The organism is Nocardiopsis akebiae, assembly GCF_018316795.1.
Taxonomy (GTDB): Bacteria; Actinomycetota; Actinomycetes; order Streptosporangiales; family Streptosporangiaceae; genus Nocardiopsis; species Nocardiopsis dassonvillei.
The window spans coordinates 3,406,757-3,423,005 of record NZ_CP074132.1; the positions used below are offsets into that span (position 1 = coordinate 3,406,757).

Sequence of the window (16,249 nt, forward strand, 5' to 3'; positions counted from 1 at the left end):
CCTTTCTTACGGAACCAACCTAATGTCTCATCAGGGAAGGATCGCACTTTAACTGGTGATTTCGAGTACTGCTGGTGTGTTTGTTGGCAAGCTGAGATGCCCAAGGGGCCACAGGGTGCGGGGTCACAGGCCCAGCCGGGTGACGGCGTTGTCCTCCAAGGGGTTGGCGGTGCGGATGTAGTCGTGGACCGTGCGCGGGTTGGTCCAGCGGCCCTGGCGCATGATCTCGCGGTCGCTGGCCCCTCCCAGCGCGGCCTGGGTGGCGAACCCCGCCCGCAGGGAGTGCCCGCCGAAGTCGTCGGGGTCCAGTCCGGCGCGGCGGGCGTAGCGTTTGACCAGCTCCCCCACGGCCCGGCCCGACATCGGGCGCGACCCGAGGTGGCCGTGGCGGTCCACGGTGGGCAGCAGGGGGCGCTCGGAGCCGTCGGCCAGGTCCGTGCCCGGCCAGTCCTGGCACAGGTGGGCCAGGTCCCTCTCGGGCCGGGGGCGCTCCAGCAGGGCGGCCGCCGCCTCCTCACCGCCCGCGCGGTGGGCCCGGACCAGGGCGGCCCAGTCGGCGTAGGCGCACACCGGGCAGGTCTGGCGGTTCCTGCCCCGGGGCAGGGCGACCCTGTGGCCGTGGCGGCCCTCCTGGTCGGTCTTGGTCGCGCCCAGCGCCACCACCAGGGCGGGGGCGCCGGTGGCGGGGTCGGTGTGCAGGGTCAGGTCGTCGAAGGTCAGCGCGGCCAGTTCGCTGCGGCGCAGGGCCCCGCCGAACCCGGTCAGCAGCAGCATGGTGTCGCGTCTGCGGGCCACCCCGTGGGGGTGTTCGGGGCCCGGGCGCACCGACAGCAGCGCCTCCAGGACGGGCAGGACGACCGGTTCCTTGCGGCGCGGGCGGGCCCGGCGGGTGCGGCGGATGCCGCGCAGGGTCATGCGCACGACCTCGGCGCGTGTGGGCGACTCCAGACCGTGGGCGCCGTGCACGGCGGCGATGGCGGCGGCGCGCCGTTCGATGCTGGAGGGCGCCAGGGCCCAGCCGTTGTCGTCGGGGGTGCGCTCCTGGGCGCAGGCGGCCAGGTACACGGCCACGTCCACCGGGTCGGCGGGCAGGGACTGGCGTTCCTGGGCCAGGCACCAGGCGGTGAAGGAGGTCCAGTCGGCGCGGTAGGCGCGCAGGGTGTTGGGCGACTGGGCGCTGGCCAGGTAGCGGCCCAGGGTCTGGGCCTGTTCGGTGTCGAAGCGCTCGCGCACCCGGGCCAGGGCGCGGGTGTCGACCAGGACGCTGGGAGTGGCCTGCTCCAGTCGGGCGCGCACGGCCCCGGGCAGGGCGATCTCGTGGGCGGGTTCGGGGTCGGGGGTGGGCTGGGGTGTGTTCACGGTCATCCATGATGGCCCAGGGGCCCGCGCGAAGGCGTGAGGCGGCGCGGGCGCCCGGGGGCGGCGGAGCGGGCGGGGCGGGGTGTCAGCCGAACAGGTGGGTGGTCAGGGCGTCCCACAGTTGGGCCGGGGGCATCACCCACAGCAGGGGCAGGGCCGAGACGACCAGGGCCGCGGTGAAGCCGATCGCGGCGATCCTGCGCCGCAGCACCAGGGCGGCCACGGCCGAGGCCGCCGGGACGGCCAGGGCCAGGACCAGGACCCAGACCAGGGCGTTGCCCACCGGGTCCAGGCTCTCGGGGGGTACCGGGGCGTCGGGGGCGGCGTAGACGACCGATTCCTGCAGGTCCATGAACACGAACAGCAGGTTGGCCAGGGCCAGCGGGGTGCCCAGCAGCCACACCAGGGCCAGTACCACCCACAGGGCGGTGATCCTGCGGTCGGGCGGGTCGGCGACGACCACCGGGGTGCGGCTGACGCTCGCCGAGGGCGGGGGCGGGCCGGTCTCCGCGGCGCCCTCCTGCTGGTGCGGGGCGGTGTCGGGGCGCTGGGCCTTGCGGCGCTTGCGTTTCTTGGGTGACACGTGGGTAGCCTACCGCCGGTTCGGGCGGGGGCCGGGTCCCGCCGGACGGGCGGGGTTCACAGCGCCTGGGCCAGGTGGATGGCGACGACGAAGACCACCGGCCAGACCAGCAGGGCCAGTGACCACAGGGCGGCCCTGCGGTCCCCGGCGACGGTGGCCACGGCGGCGGCCAGCAGGGGGATGCCCACGGCGGCGCCGAAGGCCAGGGTGAACCACTCGGCCGCGGAGCCGGCGTGGGCCTGGACGCTGAGCCCTCGGAGGTAGCCGGCCGGCCCCAGCACCAGGCACATCAGTGCCAACAGGGCGATGACGACGCGGATGCCGGTGGGGTGGCGGGTGTTGCGGCCGTTGCCGGGGGCGGAGGGACGGTCAGACACGGGGGCCGTGGTGCCTTTCGAGAACGGGTGGCGGTCCAGGGCGGGCGGGGGCACGCCCGCACCGGGGTGCGGGTGGTGGTTCTTGCCGTCAGAAGACGCAGGGCACCGCCCCTGGCCGGTGAGGTCCGGGGCGCGTGCGGTGCTGTGTAAAACGTACTCCACTCGCGAGGCGTCCGAAACCGCGCGGTGGGGGCCGGTGCGGCGTCGTCCCGGCCGCCGTACCGGGCCTGAACTGGGGGTGGGGGTGCGTGTGGGCTGGGGCGGCGGTCGGGGGTGAGCGCGGTCGCGGCGCCTGGCGGGTCAGCGCGCGGCGGGCCAGGGGCGGGCGCCCTCGGTCAGGCGGGTGAAGGAGGAGAGCAGGCGCAGTTCGTCGATGCTGCGGGGGGCGGTGGTGAGCAGGTCGGGTGAGAAGACCACCGCCGCGACCAGCTGGGCCCGCGACAGGGCCACGTTGAGCCGGTTGCGGTCCAGGACGAAGGCGGTGCCGCGGCTGGCCTCGGCGGCGTTGGAGGTGGTCATCGAGCAGATGACGGCGGTGGCCTCCTGGCCCTGGAACTTGTCGACGGTGCCCACGCGCACGCCCTCCAGGGCGGGGCGGGTACGGGCGGCCTGGGCCAGGGCGCGGCGCAGGGCGCGCACCTGGAGGTTGTAGGGGGCCACCACGAGGATGTCGTGGCCGGTCAGGGGGCGCGGGTGCGCCTCGGCGGAGTCGGTGACCTTGTCGGTGACCAGGTGGGTGGCCACCTCCACCACCGCCTGGACCTCCTCGGGGCTGTGGGTGGTGCGGCCCTGGTGGGGGGTGGGCAGGGTGTACACGCCCGGCGCCAGGGCGGCCAGGGCCCGGTCGGCGGTGCTGGGGTGGGCGTGGAGGCGGCCCTGGTAGGACAGGGCGGAGACGGTGGCGCACACGTCCGGGTGCATGCGGCGGGTCTGGTCGAGGAAGTAGCCGCGTGAGGGGTCGATGATCTGGCGTCCGGCCATGAGGTGCTGCAGGGCGGAGGCGTCGGCGCCTTCGCCGTGGGTGCCCTGGACGACCTGGGGCAGCTGTTGGGGGTCGCCCAGCAGGACGAGGTTGCGGGCGGCGGCGGAGACGGCGAGGGTGTCGGCCAGGGCGAACTGTCCGGCCTCGTCGATGATGAGCACGTCCAGGGGGTCGGCGAGCATGGCGGCGTTGGACATGGCCCAGGCGGTGCCGCCGATGAGGACGGGGTGGCCCTGGGCGGTGTGCTTGTCGCGCCAGCTGGCCAGGGCCTGGGGGCTGGAGGGCTGTTCCCAGGGCAGGTCCCGGTCGGTGTCCTTGCCGCGTCCCTTGGCGCGTTTGGCGGCGGCCACCTCCACCCCGGCGGCCTCGGCGGCGCGCAGGGCGGCGGTCATGACGTTCTCCACGGCCTTGTGGCCGGTGGAGCACACGCCCACGCTCTTGCCCTGGCGGGCCAGGTGGGTGATGAGCTGGGCGGCCAGGTAGGTCTTGCCCGCGCCGGGAGGGCCCTGCACGGCGAGGTAGGAGCCCTCCAGGCGGTCCACGGCGGCGATGGTGGCGTTGATGAGGTCGCCGTCGTGGTCGGCGGGGTCGGGCAGCGGGCCGGGCGTGTTCAGGCGCGGCGGGATGCGGCGCAGCACGTCCAGGCCGGGGTGGTGGGGCCACTGGGGCAGGGTGTCCAGGGCGGTGCGGGCCACCGTTTCCAGGGCGCCGTCCTTGGGGGCGGGGTTGACCGGGGAGCCGGGCAGGACGGCGACGGGGGGCCGGGAGTAGGTGGAGTCGGGGTCGCAGGTCTCGGTGACGGCCAGGGTGTCGGCGTCGGCCTCGGCGACCTTGGCCTGGGTGGTGGTGGCGGGCTGGCCGGGGGCGCCGGGGTAGAGCAGGTGCACGTCCTGGCCGGAGGTGAAGGGGTGGGGGTGGGCGGTGTCCAGGCGCAGGGAGAGTTCGCGGCGGGACTTGCGCTGGCGGCCGGCGGGTTCGATCCACTCCCCCGCGCGCACCTGCCAGGGCACGGCGCAGTCGGTGTCGGACTCCAGGTCGGTCAGGGGGGCGCTGGTGCGGCGGTAGTGCTCGCGCCAGGGGGGCAGGTTCTCGCGCTGGTAGTAGCCGACCAGGGCGGCCAGTTGGGCGCGGGTGTGGTGGTCGGGTTCGCGGTCCTGGGCCTGGTCGGGAACCTGGTCGAGCAGGGGTTCGGTGAGGGCGGCGTGGCGGGCGGCCTTCTCCTGGCGTTTGCGGGCGCGTTCGGCCTCGGCCTCGGTGAGTTCGAGCTGGACCAGGGGGCGGTCGGTGATGCCCTGGTGGGTGCGGTGGTCCTCCAGCCAGTCGCGCAGGCGCGCGGTGGAGTGGCAGTCGTCGCGGTTGTAGGCGGCGATGTCGGCCAGGATCCGTGCTGCCCGGTCGTGGTCGTCGGCCTCGGCGGCGGCCAGGTAGGCGGCGTAGGCGTCGATGCTGGAGGTGGCGGTGGTGACGCCGCCGGAGCGGGCGGCGGGCAGGTAGAGGGGTTCGAGGTACTTGATGGAGTAGGAGCGCTGGGACACGCGCAGGCTCTTGCGCACGACGGTGTACAGGTCCACCAGGCGGTTCTCTCGTAGGAGCCTGTTGACCTCCTCCTCGCGGGTGGCGAACTCCGAGCTCAGGTGTTTGAGGCGGTCCACCTCGTAGGAGGCGTAGTGGTAGACGTGGGCGCCGGGGTCGGAGTCCACGCGGGCGGTGGCGAAGTCGACGAAGTCCTCCAGGGCCTTCTTCTCCTGGGCGCGGTCGTGGGCCCAGAAGGCGTGGAAGGTCTCGGCGCCGTGGGCGTCCTCGGTGGTGGCGCCGAAGAGGTACTCCAGGCCGCGTTCGCCCTCGCGGGAGTGGTAGGGGTAGCCCTCCATGTCGAAGAAGACGTCGCCGGGGCTGGGGGCGGGCAGGCTGGCCAGGCCGTCGGGGGCGAAGACCTCGGCGGTGACGGTGCCCTGGGGGTTGTCGGGGGTGCGTGTGCGGTCCTGGCGGACCTGGAGGGCGGCCTGGGCGCGCAGTTGGTCGAAGGAGCGGCGGGGCAGGGTGGCGGGGCGCTGGTCGTCGTCGGCCCGGGCGAGGGCGTCGATGGTGTCCAGGCCGGAGTCGGTGAGTTTGGCGGCCTGGTCGGTGCGCAGTCCGGCGACCAGGGACAGGTGGCGGGCGGCGGTGCGCCCTTGGGAGCACCAGGCCTGGTAGCCGCAGCCCTCGCAGGCGGGGCGGGGCTGGCCCCAGGTGGGGGCGGGCAGGGCGGGTTCGCTGGCAAGGAGGGTGAGCAGCCGGGTGGTGACGGTGCTCAGGATGGGGGTGAAGTCGGCGGTGGGCAGGGTGTGGGTGTGGTTGTCGCCGGTGAGCAGGTGCATGTGCTGGGGGGTGCGACCGGTGGCGACGCTGACGGCGTGGGCGTAGGCGGCGAGCTGGACGACGGCGCCGGGGCCGGGGCGGCGGGCGAGTTTGGTGTCCCAGGGTTCGTAGGTCCAGTCTTCGGGGGCGGGGGTGCGGGTGCGGCCGGTGGCGGGGTCCAGGTCGGAGCGGATGAGGAAGTCGGCGCGGCCGTGGAAGGACACCGTGCGCCCGTCGGGGTCGGGTTCGGTGAGGCGGTGGTGGAAGCTGCCCTGGTAGATGACGGGGACTCCGGCGGCCATGGCGTCGGCGGTGGCCTGGGCGGCCGCGGCCAGGGAGGCGTCATCGGGGTGGGGGTCGGGCATGCGGGCGACCTCGACCAGGGCGCTGAGGCGTTCGAGTTCGGCCTGTTCGTGGGCCAGGCCGTGCTGGGCCACGAGCGGGTCGATGTCGGCGGGTGCGGGTGCGCCTTCGACGCGGGCGGCCAGGGCGGTCTTCAGGGCGCTGCGGTGGTCGCACTCCAGGGTGTCGACGAGGTCGGTGGGTGAGACGACCCAGCCGGTGGTGGTGCGGAACACGCCCCTGCTCCCCTGTGTGGTGTTGGTGTGGGTGCTGGGGATTGTGCCATGAAGCGGTGACGTGTGGGGGCTCACACGCGCGGCGGGGGCGTTAGCCCACGACCTGCCACTCGACCTGGCCCACACCGGCTCCGGTGCCGATGATCTGGTCGAAGGCCGCGGTGGACAGGTCCAGGCAGCGTCCGTCGACGTAGGGGCCGCGGTCGTTGATGCGCACGGTCACGGACGCGCCGCTGTTCGGGTTGGTGACCTGGACCTGGGTGCCGAAGGGCAGGGTCTTGTGCGCGGCGGTCATGGCGTTGGGGTCGAACGTCTCGCCGTTGGCGGTGGTGCGTCCGGCGAAGTCGGCCCCGTAGTAGGAGGCCTGGCAGGAGCCGCCCTGGCCGGTGGACTCGGTTTCGGAGCCGGTGTCGGCGGCGGGCTCCTCGGCCTCCTCGGTCTCCTCCTCCTCGGGCTCTTCGAGGATGTCGGAGGCGTCGGTGCTGGAGCGCTGGGTGGCGGAGCCGACGGCCTCCTCGGCGAGCTGCCGCTGCTCCTGCCCGGCGTTGGGCGTGGCGTCGTCGGCGACCAGCGGGTCCGGGTCGGCCTGGGGGGCGCCCGCGGCGTTGGTGGCGCTGCCCGGGTCGGCGCCGGTGGCGATGACGGCCGCGGCGGCGGTGCCGCCCACCAGCAGTGCGGCCCCGGTGGCCGAGGCCAGGATCAGGGTGCGCTTGCGGCGGGAGCGCTTGGCGGCCACGCGGGGACCCACGGGCGCGTCGGCGCGGGTGGCCTCTTCTTCGGCCGGCGGGTTCTGGGGCTGGTGTGTGCCCACGACGGATAGTCCTTCGAACGGGAACAGGGCGTGGCGGCGCGGGTGCTCCGGGGCGGGGCGCGCGGTTGCCGTGGCGGGGTGCGCGGGTGGCGCGGCGCCCCGGGTCACGGGAGGGCGCGGCGCCTGGAGCGGGCCGCCGGGTGGTGCGCGGGGTTCTGGGCGCAGATCCTAGGGGTAACGCGAGGGTAACGGTACCGGAAAGGGAGGGTTTGTGGAACTTGTCACCTCAGGGGCCGGTGGTGTTCGTCACCCGGTGATGTGGGGTTCGGGCAGTTCGGGGCGCCGGGGCGGCACGCCCTCGGGGAAGAGGGTGGCGGCCGGGTCGGGCAGGTCCACGCCGCTGAGCCGGGCGACGGCGGTGGACAGGCTGGGGTTGTCCAAGTGCCCGCCCACGGTGCGGATCATGGCGGCCAGGGTGGGCAGGACGGGGGCGCCCAGGGCGGCGACGGCGTAGCGGGTGGCCACGGCCGGGGTGCGCGAGGCGCCCGCCCAGCAGTGCAGCAGGACGCGTTTGCCCTCCGCGCGCAGGGCCGCGACCGCGGCGGCGGCCTCGTCCAGGGTGAAGTGCGGGTGGGAGTTGGCGCCCCTGCGGTCGTGCAGCCACACCCGTACCCAGTCGGCTGGGGGCAGGTGGGGCGCGTCGCTGGGATGGGTGCGGCACAGCGAGACCGCGGCGTCCACGGTGTCGGGGCGGGCGCGCAGGTGGTCGAGGTTGCCCAGCAGGACGCCCGGGTCCAAGGGGTGGGGGACGGCGAAGGGCGGCAGGCGGCGGGGTTCGGCGACCAGGACGGGGTGCTCGGGCCACAGGGTGGGGTGGGGGCCGCGGGCGGTGGTCAGGGCGGTGGTGGTCAGGGTGTGGGGGTCTGTGGTCTCGGACAGGCGGCGCAGGGCGTGCAGGGGCAGGGCGGAGGCGCCCCACAGGGCGGTGGCCAGGGTGCCGGTGTACAGGGCGGCCCGGTCCCCGGCGGCGGCGTAGGCCGACCAGACGGAGTCGACCAGGTGGGTGCAGGCGAAGGAGCCGCGGGCGGGGTCCTCGGCGGGGCGGGGGGTGCGTGTGAGGGCCCGCCAGGAGGCGCCCAGGGGGTCCTCGGCTGCGGTGTGCTCCAGGGCGGTGGCGGAGCGGGGCAGGGCGGCGGTGCGGGCGGCGGTGCGCAGCGCCGCGGCCCAGGCGCGCTCGACGGGGTTCTCGGGGGGTCGGGGCGGCTGTTCGGATCCGCCGAGGTCGGTGAGCGCGGCGCGGACCAGGCGTGCGTGGGCGGTGCCGGGTCCGGTGGTGTGCGCGGTCAGGGAGGGTGAGGCGCCGACCAGGGCGGCGGCGGCCGGGGCGCCGAACAGGGCGCCGACGGCCCGGTCGCTGGCGGGGTGGTGGAAGTCGAGCAGGGGGGCGGGTACTGCGGGCATGGCCGTCCTCGGGGCGGTGCGGACCGGGATGGGTGGGGAACCCACGGATGGTCTTCCCCGCCCGGTGACCCGGCGCACCCGGAGGCCGGTTGTGGCCATGCCCGGGCAGCGCGCGGGCGGGCCGGTGCCCGGCGCGGGGGCGCCGCTCCCCCGCGCCGGTGTCGCACCCCCCCGGGTCAGACGGGCTGGGCGATGGCGGCCCGGTCGTAGCGCGCGGCCACGGCGTCGGCCAGGGCCGCATCCGGGCACAGCGGGCGGGCAACCACGTCCGCGCCCGCCCCGGCCAGACGGTCGTGGAAGAGTCCCGGCGCCAGCAGCCAGCTGGCCACGGCCACCCTGCGGTGCCCCCGCTCGCGCAGGCGGGCCACCCGTTGGGCCACGGTGGGTTCGCCGGTGGCGATGAACCCCAGCTCCACGGGGGCGCCCAGGCGTTGGGACATGCGCTGGGCCGCCTGTTCCAGTTCGGCGCCCGCGAAGGGGTCGGAGGTCCCGGCGCAGGCCAGCACCACGGCGTCCCCGGGCCGGTACCCGGCCCCGACCAGGCGGCGCACGGCGGTGTCCAGGACGGCGGGGTGCCCGCCCAGGGCGGGGGTGATGACGGCGTCGGCGCGTCCGGCGCGGGCGAGCTGGTGGGGGATGTCGGTGCGCACGTGGTAGCCCGAGGCCAGGAACGCGGGCACGACCACCAGCGGACCCGGGGTGCTGGCGGCGACCTCGCCGACGCTGGGCGCGAGCACGTCGGCGAAGGCCAGGCGGGTGGGTCGGCCCGTCACCTCGGCCACGCGCAGGGCAAGGGAGTGGGCCACGGCGGCGCCGTGGGGGTCGCGGGTGCCGTGGACGGCCAGCAGCAGGGTGGGGTGTCGGTGCATCGCTTGGCGCGGACGGCCGGGGCCGGTGGTCCGCTTCTTCCTCTCCCTCGGTCGGATGGGCCGGTGCGCTCGTCAGAGGGCGCGTTCGGGCGGGTCCAGGGCCAGCCGGTAGCCGCGTTTGACCACGGTCTGGATGATCCTGGGGGCGCCCAGCGCGGTGCGCAGCCGGGCCACGGCCGTCTCCACGGCGTGGGCGTCGGCGTCCTCGCCCAGGCAGGTGAGCAGGCGGGTGCGGTCCAAGACCTGGCCGGGCCTGCGCGCCAGCTCGCGCAGCACCCGCATCAGGGTGGGCGAGAGGGTGCGCACGGTGCCGTCGACCAGGACGGCGTGGCCGCGCAGGCGCAGGCGGTGTCCGGCCACGGACAGGGTGGGAAAGCGTGCGGGCAGTTCCTCGGCGAGCGCGCGGACCTGGGCGCCGACGCGGGCGCGCTGGGGCCACACGGTGGGGATGTCGTGGGCCATCAGGGGGCGTGCGGTGACCGCCCCCACGCACATGGCCAGGACGTCTCCGCGCAGGGCCCGGACCAGGGCGGCGTGGTGGCCGGTGGTGTGGGCGCGGGACAGCAGCCCCGCCGCGGCCGGGGCGCTGGTGAAGGTGACCGCGTCCACTCCCCCGCTGGTGACGGCCTCGATGAGGCGGTCCAGGGGTGCGGTGTCCTTGGGCAGGGTCCAGCGGTAGACGGGGACTTCGACGACGTCGGCTCCGGCCAGGCGCAGCGCGGCGGTGAAGTCGGGCAGGGGTTCGCCGTGCAGTTGGATGGCCACGCGCAGCCCCCGCACGCCCCGTGCGAGCAGGTAGTCCAGGACCTCGGCGGAGGACTCCGAGGGCGGTGACCACTCCTCGGTGAGCCCGGCGGCGCGGATGGCGCCCTTGGCCTTGGGGCCGCGGGCCAGCAGGCGCGAGGTGCGCAGGCTCGCCAGGAGCGGGTCGACGGTGCCCCAGGTCTCGCAGGCCTCCACCCAGCCGCGGAAGCCGATGCCGGTGGTGGCCACGACGACGTCGGCGGGGCGGCGGGCGAGCTGTTCGGAGACCGCGGCCAGGCGCTGGTCGTCGCTGAGGGGCACGATGCGCAGGGCCGGTGCGGCCAGGACCTGGGCGCCCTTGCGGCGCAGCAGGGCGCTGATCTCCTCGGCGCGGCGGGCGGCGGTGACGGCGACGGTGAACCCGGCCAGGGGCGCGGTGGTGGCGGGTTCGGCCGGGCGCCGGGCGGGCGGGGCCGTGGTGTCGTCGTCCAGGGAGGTGTTCACGGTGTGCCCTCCTGGGCGGGCGCGCCGATCTGCACGGCGGTGTCGGTCTGGCGCACGGGCCAGGTGGTCAGGCGCACGTGCTCGTCGTCCAGGCTCTGGCCGGTGCGCAGGGAGAAGACGTTCTTGAGCATGGGTGAGGCGACGGTGGGCTCGCCCGCGCGGTCGCCGACGATACCGCGGGAGATGACGGCGGCGCCGGTGTAGGGGTCGATGTTGTCGACGGCGTACAGGTGCTGGTCGCGGGTGCGGAACACGGCGACCTGGCGGCCGTCGGGGAGCAGCACTGCCACCCCGTCCTCCACGCGCAGGCCAGCCGGGGCGCAGGCGTCGATCCAGGTGGTGGGCTGGGCTGGGGTGGTGACGGTCATCGGGTGGCCTCCTGGGGTCGGCGGGCGGGCATGCCCAGGCTGACGGGAGCGGTGGGGACCGGCTGGTCGCGGGTGGTGGTGAAGGCGATGGTGGGGTCGGGGGTGTCGGGGGCGTTGGCGAAGGAGACGAAGCGCGCGAGCTTGTCGGGGTCGGCCAGGACCGCGGCCCACTCGTCGCCGTAGGCGTCGACGTGGCGGGCCATGGCCTCCTCCAGTTCGGCGGCGATGCCCAGGGAGTCCTGTACGACGACGTCGCGCAGGTGGTCCAGTCCGCCGTCCAGCGACTCGATCCAGGGGGCGGTGCGCTGGAGGCGGTCGGCGGTGCGCACGTAGAACATCAGGAACCGGTCGACGTAGCGGATGAGGGTGTCCTCGTCCAGGTCCGAGGCCAGGAGTTCGGCGTGGCGGGGGGTGAAGCCGCCGTTGCCGCCCACGTACAGGTTCCAGCCCTTGTCGGTGGCGATGACGCCGAAGTCCTTGCCCCGGGCCTCGGCGCACTCGCGGGCGCACCCGGAGACGGCGGCTTTGAGCTTGTGGGGTGAGCGCAGGCCCCGGTAGCGCTCCTCCAGGCGGATGGCCAGGCCCACCGAGTCCTGGACGCCGAAGCGGCACCAGGTGGTGCCCACGCACGACTTGACGGTGCGCAGGGACTTGCCGTAGGCGTGTCCGGACTCGAAACCGGCGTCGACCAGCCGCTTCCAGATGACGGGCAGCTGTTCGAGGCGGGCGCCGAACAGGTCGATGCGCTGGCCGCCGGTGATCTTGGTGTAGAGGTTGAAGTCGCGTGCGACCTCGCCGATGACGATGAGCTTGTCGGGGGTGATCTCGCCGCCGGGGATGCGCGGCACGACCGAGTAGGTGCCGTTGCGCTGCATGTTGGCCAGGTAGCGGTCGTTGGTGTCCTGCAGGGTGGCCTGTTCGCCCTCCAGGATGTGCCCGTTGCCCAGGGAGGCCAGGATGGAGGCCACCGCGGGCTTGCACACGTCGCAGCCGTGCCCGGTGCCGTGGGCGGCGATGAGCCCGGAGAAGGTGGTGGTACCGGTGGCGCGCACGATCTCGACCAGTTCGGCGCGCGACTGGGGGAAGTGCTCGCACAGGGCCTTGGACTGCTCGATGCCCGCCTGGGCGAGGATCTGCTTGAGCATGGGAACGCACGAGCCGCAGCTGGTGCCCGCCTTGGTGCAGGCCTTGAGCGCGGGCACGTCGTGGTTGCCGCAGGAGATGGCCTCGGTCAACTCGCCCTTGGTGACGGCGTTGCACGAGCAGATCTGGGCGGTGTCGGGCAGGGCGTCGGCGCCCAGGGCGGCGCCCTCGGGGGTGATGAGCGACAAGGGGTCGCCGGGCAGGGGTGAGCCGACCAGGGGGCGCAGGGTGGCGTAGGCCGAGGCGTCGCCGACCAGGACGCCGCCGAGCAGCGTGGCGGCGTCGTCGGAGACCACGAGCTTGGCGTAGCGGCCGCTGGCGGCGTCGTTGACGACCACGTCCAGGGCGCCGGGGGTGCGGCCGTGGGCGTCGCCGAAGCTGGCCACGTCCACGCCCATGAGCTTGAGCTTGGTGGAGGTGTCGGCGCCGGTGAAGGTGGCCCGGCCGCCCACGAGCCGGTCGGCGACGACCTCGGCCATGGCGTTGCCGGGGGCGATGAGGCCGTAGACGGTGCCGCGGTGGTTGGCGGCCTCGCCCACGGCGTGGATGTGGGCGTCGCTGGTGGTGCAGGTGTCGTCGACGACGATGCCGCCGCGCTCGCCCACCTCCAGTCCGATCGCGCGGGCCAGGTCGTCGCGGGGGCGGATGCCCACGGAGAACACGACCAGGTCGGCGTCCAGGGAGCCCTCGCCCAGTCTCAGGCGGGCCACGCGGCCGTCGGGGCCCGCCTCCACGGCGGTGGAGGCCGAACCGGTGTGGACCCCCACGCCCAGGTCGGTGATCAGGGTGCGCAGCAGGCCTCCGGCGCCCTCGTCGATCTGCGCGGGCATCAGGTGGGGGGCGAGTTCGACCACGTGCGCCCGCAGGCCCAGCAGGCGCAGGGCGTTGGCGGCCTCCAGACCCAGCAGGCCGCCGCCCACGACCACGCCGGTGCTGGCGCCGCGCGCGGAGGCGGTGATGGCGTCCAGGTCCTCGATGGTGCGGTAGACGTGGCAGCCGGGCAGGTCGTGGCCGGGCACGGGCGGCACGAAGGGTGTGGAGCCGGTGGCCAGGACGAGCCGGTCGTAGGGAAGGACGCGTCCGCTCGCCGTGGTGACGGTGCGGTTGGCGCGGTCCACGTCCACGGCGCGTTCGTTGACGTGCACGTCCACGTGGGGGCCGCTCAGGTCGCCCAGGGACAGGTCCTGGGCGCTGGCGCCGTCGAAGTAGGAGGACAGGGCCACCCGGTCGTAGGCGGTGCGGGGCTCCTCGCCCACGACGGTGATGCGCCAGTGCCCGGCGGTGTCGCGGTCGCGCAGGGCCTCGACGAGGCGGTGGCCGACCATGCCGTTGCCGATGACGACGAGTTCTTCCATGGGCTCCTCCTGCTGCGGGGTCGGACGGGTTTCAGGCAACCTCCCGGGTGTTTCCCGACGGTCAGCCGTATGTGTCGCGCTTGTTTCGATGTGCTGCCACCCCAGGTGGCGGGTGCGTGATGCGGGGTGAAGCGCCAGGGTGGGTGCCGGGCGGGCCGCTTCTGGGTGGTTGGTCACACCGGGGGCGCGGCGCGGGTCCGAGACGGCGGTGCCGGCGCACGCGGAGGCGGTGCACGCGGAGGCGGTGCGCGGCGAAGGGGTGGACTCCGACCGGCTGGCGCTCTCCTTAGCCCGCGACCGCGACGCCGACCGCGGTTACGGCGCCGCCACCGGGCGGCCGCTGGGCCGGGCGCGGCTGCCGGTACCGGGTCCCGGCTAGGGTGGCTCGGAGCCGGAGCGGCGAATGCGTCTGGGGAACGTGTGGGTGAGTGGGGGGTTGGCCTGTGCAGGTCGAGGTGTGGTCCGACGTCGTCTGTCCGTGGTGCTACATCGGCAAGCGGCGCCTGGAGAGGGCGCTGGAGCTGTTCGAGCACGCCGACCGGGTCCGGGTGCGCTGGCGCAGCTTCCAGCTGGACCCCTCCTTCCCGCCGGGTGTGAGCGAGCCGGTCTACGATTCGCTCTCGCGCAAGATGGGGGCGCCCCGCGAGCAGGTGCGGTCGATGACCGAGCAGGTCACGCGGGTGGCCGCCCAGGAGGGCCTGGACTACGACTTCGCGGGCGGGGTCATGGTCAACACCTTCGACGTCCACCGCCTGATCCACTTGGCCCGGACCCGCGGCCTGGAGGCCCGGGCGCAGGAGCGGTTCATGCGCGCCCAGCTGGTGGAGGCCCGCGACCTCAGCGACACCGCCGCCCTGGTGGAGGTGGCGGCCGAGGCCGGTCTGGAGGCCCGGGAGGTGCGGCGGGTGCTGGAGGGCGCGGAGCACGCCGAGGACGTGCGCGAGGACATCGCCCTGGCCCGCCGGCTGGGTGCGACCGGGGTGCCCTTCTTCGTCGTGGACCGCGCCGTCGGCATCTCTGGGGCCCAGTCGGTTGAGGTGGTGCTGTCCGCCTTGGACAAGGCCCACCAGGCCGGCCGGGGGTAGACGGCGCGTCGCGGTCCCGACCAGGGCCCGTGTCCGGGTTCACGCCGGGCGCGGGCCCTCTTCGCGCGTCCGGTCCGGTCGACTCCTCCCCCGTGGAGTGGCCCACGCCACAGGACCGGGGCCTTGAGTGTGCCGCTACGGCACGGCCTTTGCTGGGACGCGGTTCACCCCGCGTCCCCGGCACGGGCCGGGGGGAACGCCACCACCCGACCCGAACACCGATGGGAGGCCAGACGGTCATGCGCCGCAGCGCCACGGTCTACTTCGCCTCGTACGGGCTGTCCCTGTTGGGCAAGGGCATCGCCGGCGTCGTGATGCCGCTGCTCGTCCTGGACCGCACCGGCGACGTCCTGGCGGCGGGCGTACTCGCGACCGCGTCCACGGCGGCCTCCGCCCTGGCCGGGCTCGTCTGCGGTCTGATCGTGGACCGGATCGACCGCCGCCGGGTCTCGGTGGTCTCCGACCTGCTCGCCGCCCTGTCGGTGGCGGCGCTGCCGGTCGTCGACGCCCTGTGGGGCCTGAACATGGGCTGGTTCCTGGCCCTGGCCGTCGTGGGGGCGCTGATCCGCGTACCCGGGATGACGGCCCAGGAGACGCTGCTGCCCGCCCTGGCCCGGCTCGGAGCCGACCGGCCGGGCGGGCGAGGCGGTCGGCGCGGGCGGTCGGGGGCCGCCGGGCCGGGGAGGCTGGACCGGATGATCGCCACCCGCGAGACCATGGGCAACGTCCTGCTGCTGGCCGGTCCCGGCCTGGGCGGGCTGCTCGTGGGAGTGCTCGGGCTGTCCTCGGCGCTGCTGCTCGTGACCGCCGCCACGAGCCTGCTCGCCGCGGCCATGACCCTGCTGCTCGATCCGCGGGCCGGCCGGGTCGTCCGGGGGCACCCGGACCCGGCCGGGGCCTCCGGTGCGGCCGCCGTCGGCGGCCCGGTGCGCCGGGCGGTGACCGACCTGCTGGACGGGTGGCGGTTCCTGGGCCGCACCCGGCTCCTGCTCGGCACCACGCTGATCAGCGCGGTGCTCGTCGCCGTCCTGAGCTCGCTGCAGACCACCCTCATGCCCGCCTACTTCACCGGTCAGGGGCTTCCCGGGCTCACCGGGCTGACGCTGAGCGCGCTCGCTGCGGGCAGCATCGCCGGATCCGCGCTCTACGCCGCCACCGCCGGGCGGGTCCGCCGCCGCAGCTGGTTCGTCCTCGGTATGAGCGGCACCCTGGTCGGGTTCGGCGCGGTCGGCACGATGGCCTCCCCGTGGCTGGTGCTGGGCGCCGCCGCCCTGGTCGGGCTGACCTTCGCGCCGGCCTCGGCGGTGCTCGGCGTCCTGACCGTCGAGGCCACCCCGGACCACATGCGCGGCCGGGTCCTGGGGGCGCAGAACACGGTCATGCTCGCCGCGCCCGCCCTCACCAGCGCCCCGCTCGCGGCGGTGGCCACCGCGGCCGGGCTGCCCGTGGCCGGAGCCGTCCTGGCCGTGCTGGCGGGCGTCACGGCGGTCGCCGCCCTGGTCGCCCCGGTGTTCCGCTCACTCGACGGCCCGCGGGCGCGGGAGGCGGTCGGCCCCGCCGAAGGGCGTCCGCGGCCCCCGGAGCGCACGTCCCCCGGACTCGCCCTCGCGGACACCGTCCCCCACGCGCCGGACGCCCGCGCGGTGGAGGAACGCCCGGTGGAGGAACGCGCGGAACGCACCGCCGGCCGGTGAGCGGGCGCGGGGTCAGTGCCCTTCCCGGTCGCAGAAGCGGTTTCGGACCGTGCGCCGCG

At 75.1% G+C, this 16,249-nt stretch carries 13 protein-coding genes; 3 read left to right on the forward strand and 10 right to left on the reverse strand.

Translation table 11 applies throughout. The annotated features are described in order from the left end of the window. Positions 1-123: 123 nt before the first annotated feature. The 10 genes from KGD83_RS14620 to nirB form a co-directional block, all read right to left on the reverse strand. On the reverse strand, positions 124-1,365 hold the full coding sequence (locus KGD83_RS14620; RefSeq protein WP_249351866.1) for a site-specific integrase: 1,242 nt from the start codon (positions 1,363-1,365) through the stop codon (positions 124-126). Between the two features lie 79 nt (positions 1,366-1,444). Beyond that, complete coding sequence (locus KGD83_RS14625; protein WP_212639746.1) at positions 1,445-1,942, reverse strand: hypothetical protein; 498 nt, start codon at positions 1,940-1,942, stop codon at positions 1,445-1,447. Between the two features lie 56 nt (positions 1,943-1,998). Continuing rightward, entirely contained in the window at positions 1,999-2,319 is a 321-nt protein-coding gene (locus KGD83_RS14630) for a hypothetical protein (RefSeq protein ID WP_212639747.1), read from the reverse strand. A gap of 300 nt (positions 2,320-2,619) precedes the next feature. Beyond that, on the reverse strand, positions 2,620-6,216 hold the full coding sequence (locus KGD83_RS14635; protein ID WP_212639748.1) for a TM0106 family RecB-like putative nuclease: 3,597 nt from the start codon (positions 6,214-6,216) through the stop codon (positions 2,620-2,622). Positions 6,217-6,307: 91 nt separating this feature from the next. After that, positions 6,308-7,027 (reverse strand): septal ring lytic transglycosylase RlpA family protein, encoded by a 720-nt coding sequence (locus tag KGD83_RS14640; RefSeq protein WP_212639749.1) that lies wholly within the window; start codon positions 7,025-7,027, stop codon positions 6,308-6,310. Between the two features lie 246 nt (positions 7,028-7,273). After that, the gene (locus tag KGD83_RS14645) at positions 7,274-8,428 is read right to left on the reverse strand and encodes a protein-tyrosine phosphatase family protein (RefSeq protein WP_212639750.1); all 1,155 of its coding nucleotides are present in this window, start codon (positions 8,426-8,428) and stop codon (positions 7,274-7,276) included. Between the two features lie 176 nt (positions 8,429-8,604). After that, positions 8,605-9,297 carry a sirohydrochlorin chelatase gene (locus KGD83_RS14650; RefSeq protein ID WP_212639751.1) on the reverse strand — a complete coding sequence of 231 codons (693 nt, stop codon included), beginning with the start codon at positions 9,295-9,297 and terminating at the stop codon, positions 8,605-8,607. 72 nt (positions 9,298-9,369) lie between these two features. Next, positions 9,370-10,545, reverse strand: coding sequence for a uroporphyrinogen-III synthase (locus KGD83_RS14655; RefSeq protein ID WP_212639752.1), 1,176 nt, complete (start codon positions 10,543-10,545; stop codon positions 9,370-9,372). Continuing rightward, positions 10,542-10,913: a nitrite reductase small subunit NirD gene (gene nirD, locus KGD83_RS14660; RefSeq protein WP_212639753.1), complete on the reverse strand. Its 372-nt coding sequence runs from the start codon at positions 10,911-10,913 to the stop codon at positions 10,542-10,544. Before nirD ends, KGD83_RS14655 begins: the two co-directional genes overlap by 4 nt. Beyond that, positions 10,910-13,411 (reverse strand): nitrite reductase large subunit NirB, encoded by a 2,502-nt coding sequence (nirB, locus tag KGD83_RS14665; protein WP_212639754.1) that lies wholly within the window; start codon positions 13,409-13,411, stop codon positions 10,910-10,912. The genes nirD and nirB overlap by 4 nt, the downstream gene beginning before the upstream one ends. 208 nt (positions 13,412-13,619) lie before the next feature. Between nirB and KGD83_RS14670 the strand changes: the two genes are divergently transcribed. From KGD83_RS14670 to KGD83_RS14680, 3 genes are all read left to right on the forward strand, one after another. Further along, positions 13,620-13,790 carry a hypothetical protein gene (locus tag KGD83_RS14670; protein WP_249351867.1) on the forward strand — a complete coding sequence of 57 codons (171 nt, stop codon included), beginning with the start codon at positions 13,620-13,622 and terminating at the stop codon, positions 13,788-13,790. Between the two features lie 64 nt (positions 13,791-13,854). Then, positions 13,855-14,496, forward strand: a complete 642-nt coding sequence (locus tag KGD83_RS14675) for a DsbA family oxidoreductase (protein WP_212639755.1) — start codon at positions 13,855-13,857, stop codon at positions 14,494-14,496. A 221-nt stretch (positions 14,497-14,717) separates the two neighbouring features. Then, positions 14,718-16,190 (forward strand): MFS transporter, encoded by a 1,473-nt coding sequence (locus KGD83_RS14680; RefSeq protein ID WP_212639756.1) that lies wholly within the window; start codon positions 14,718-14,720, stop codon positions 16,188-16,190. Positions 16,191-16,249 lie beyond the last annotated feature (59 nt).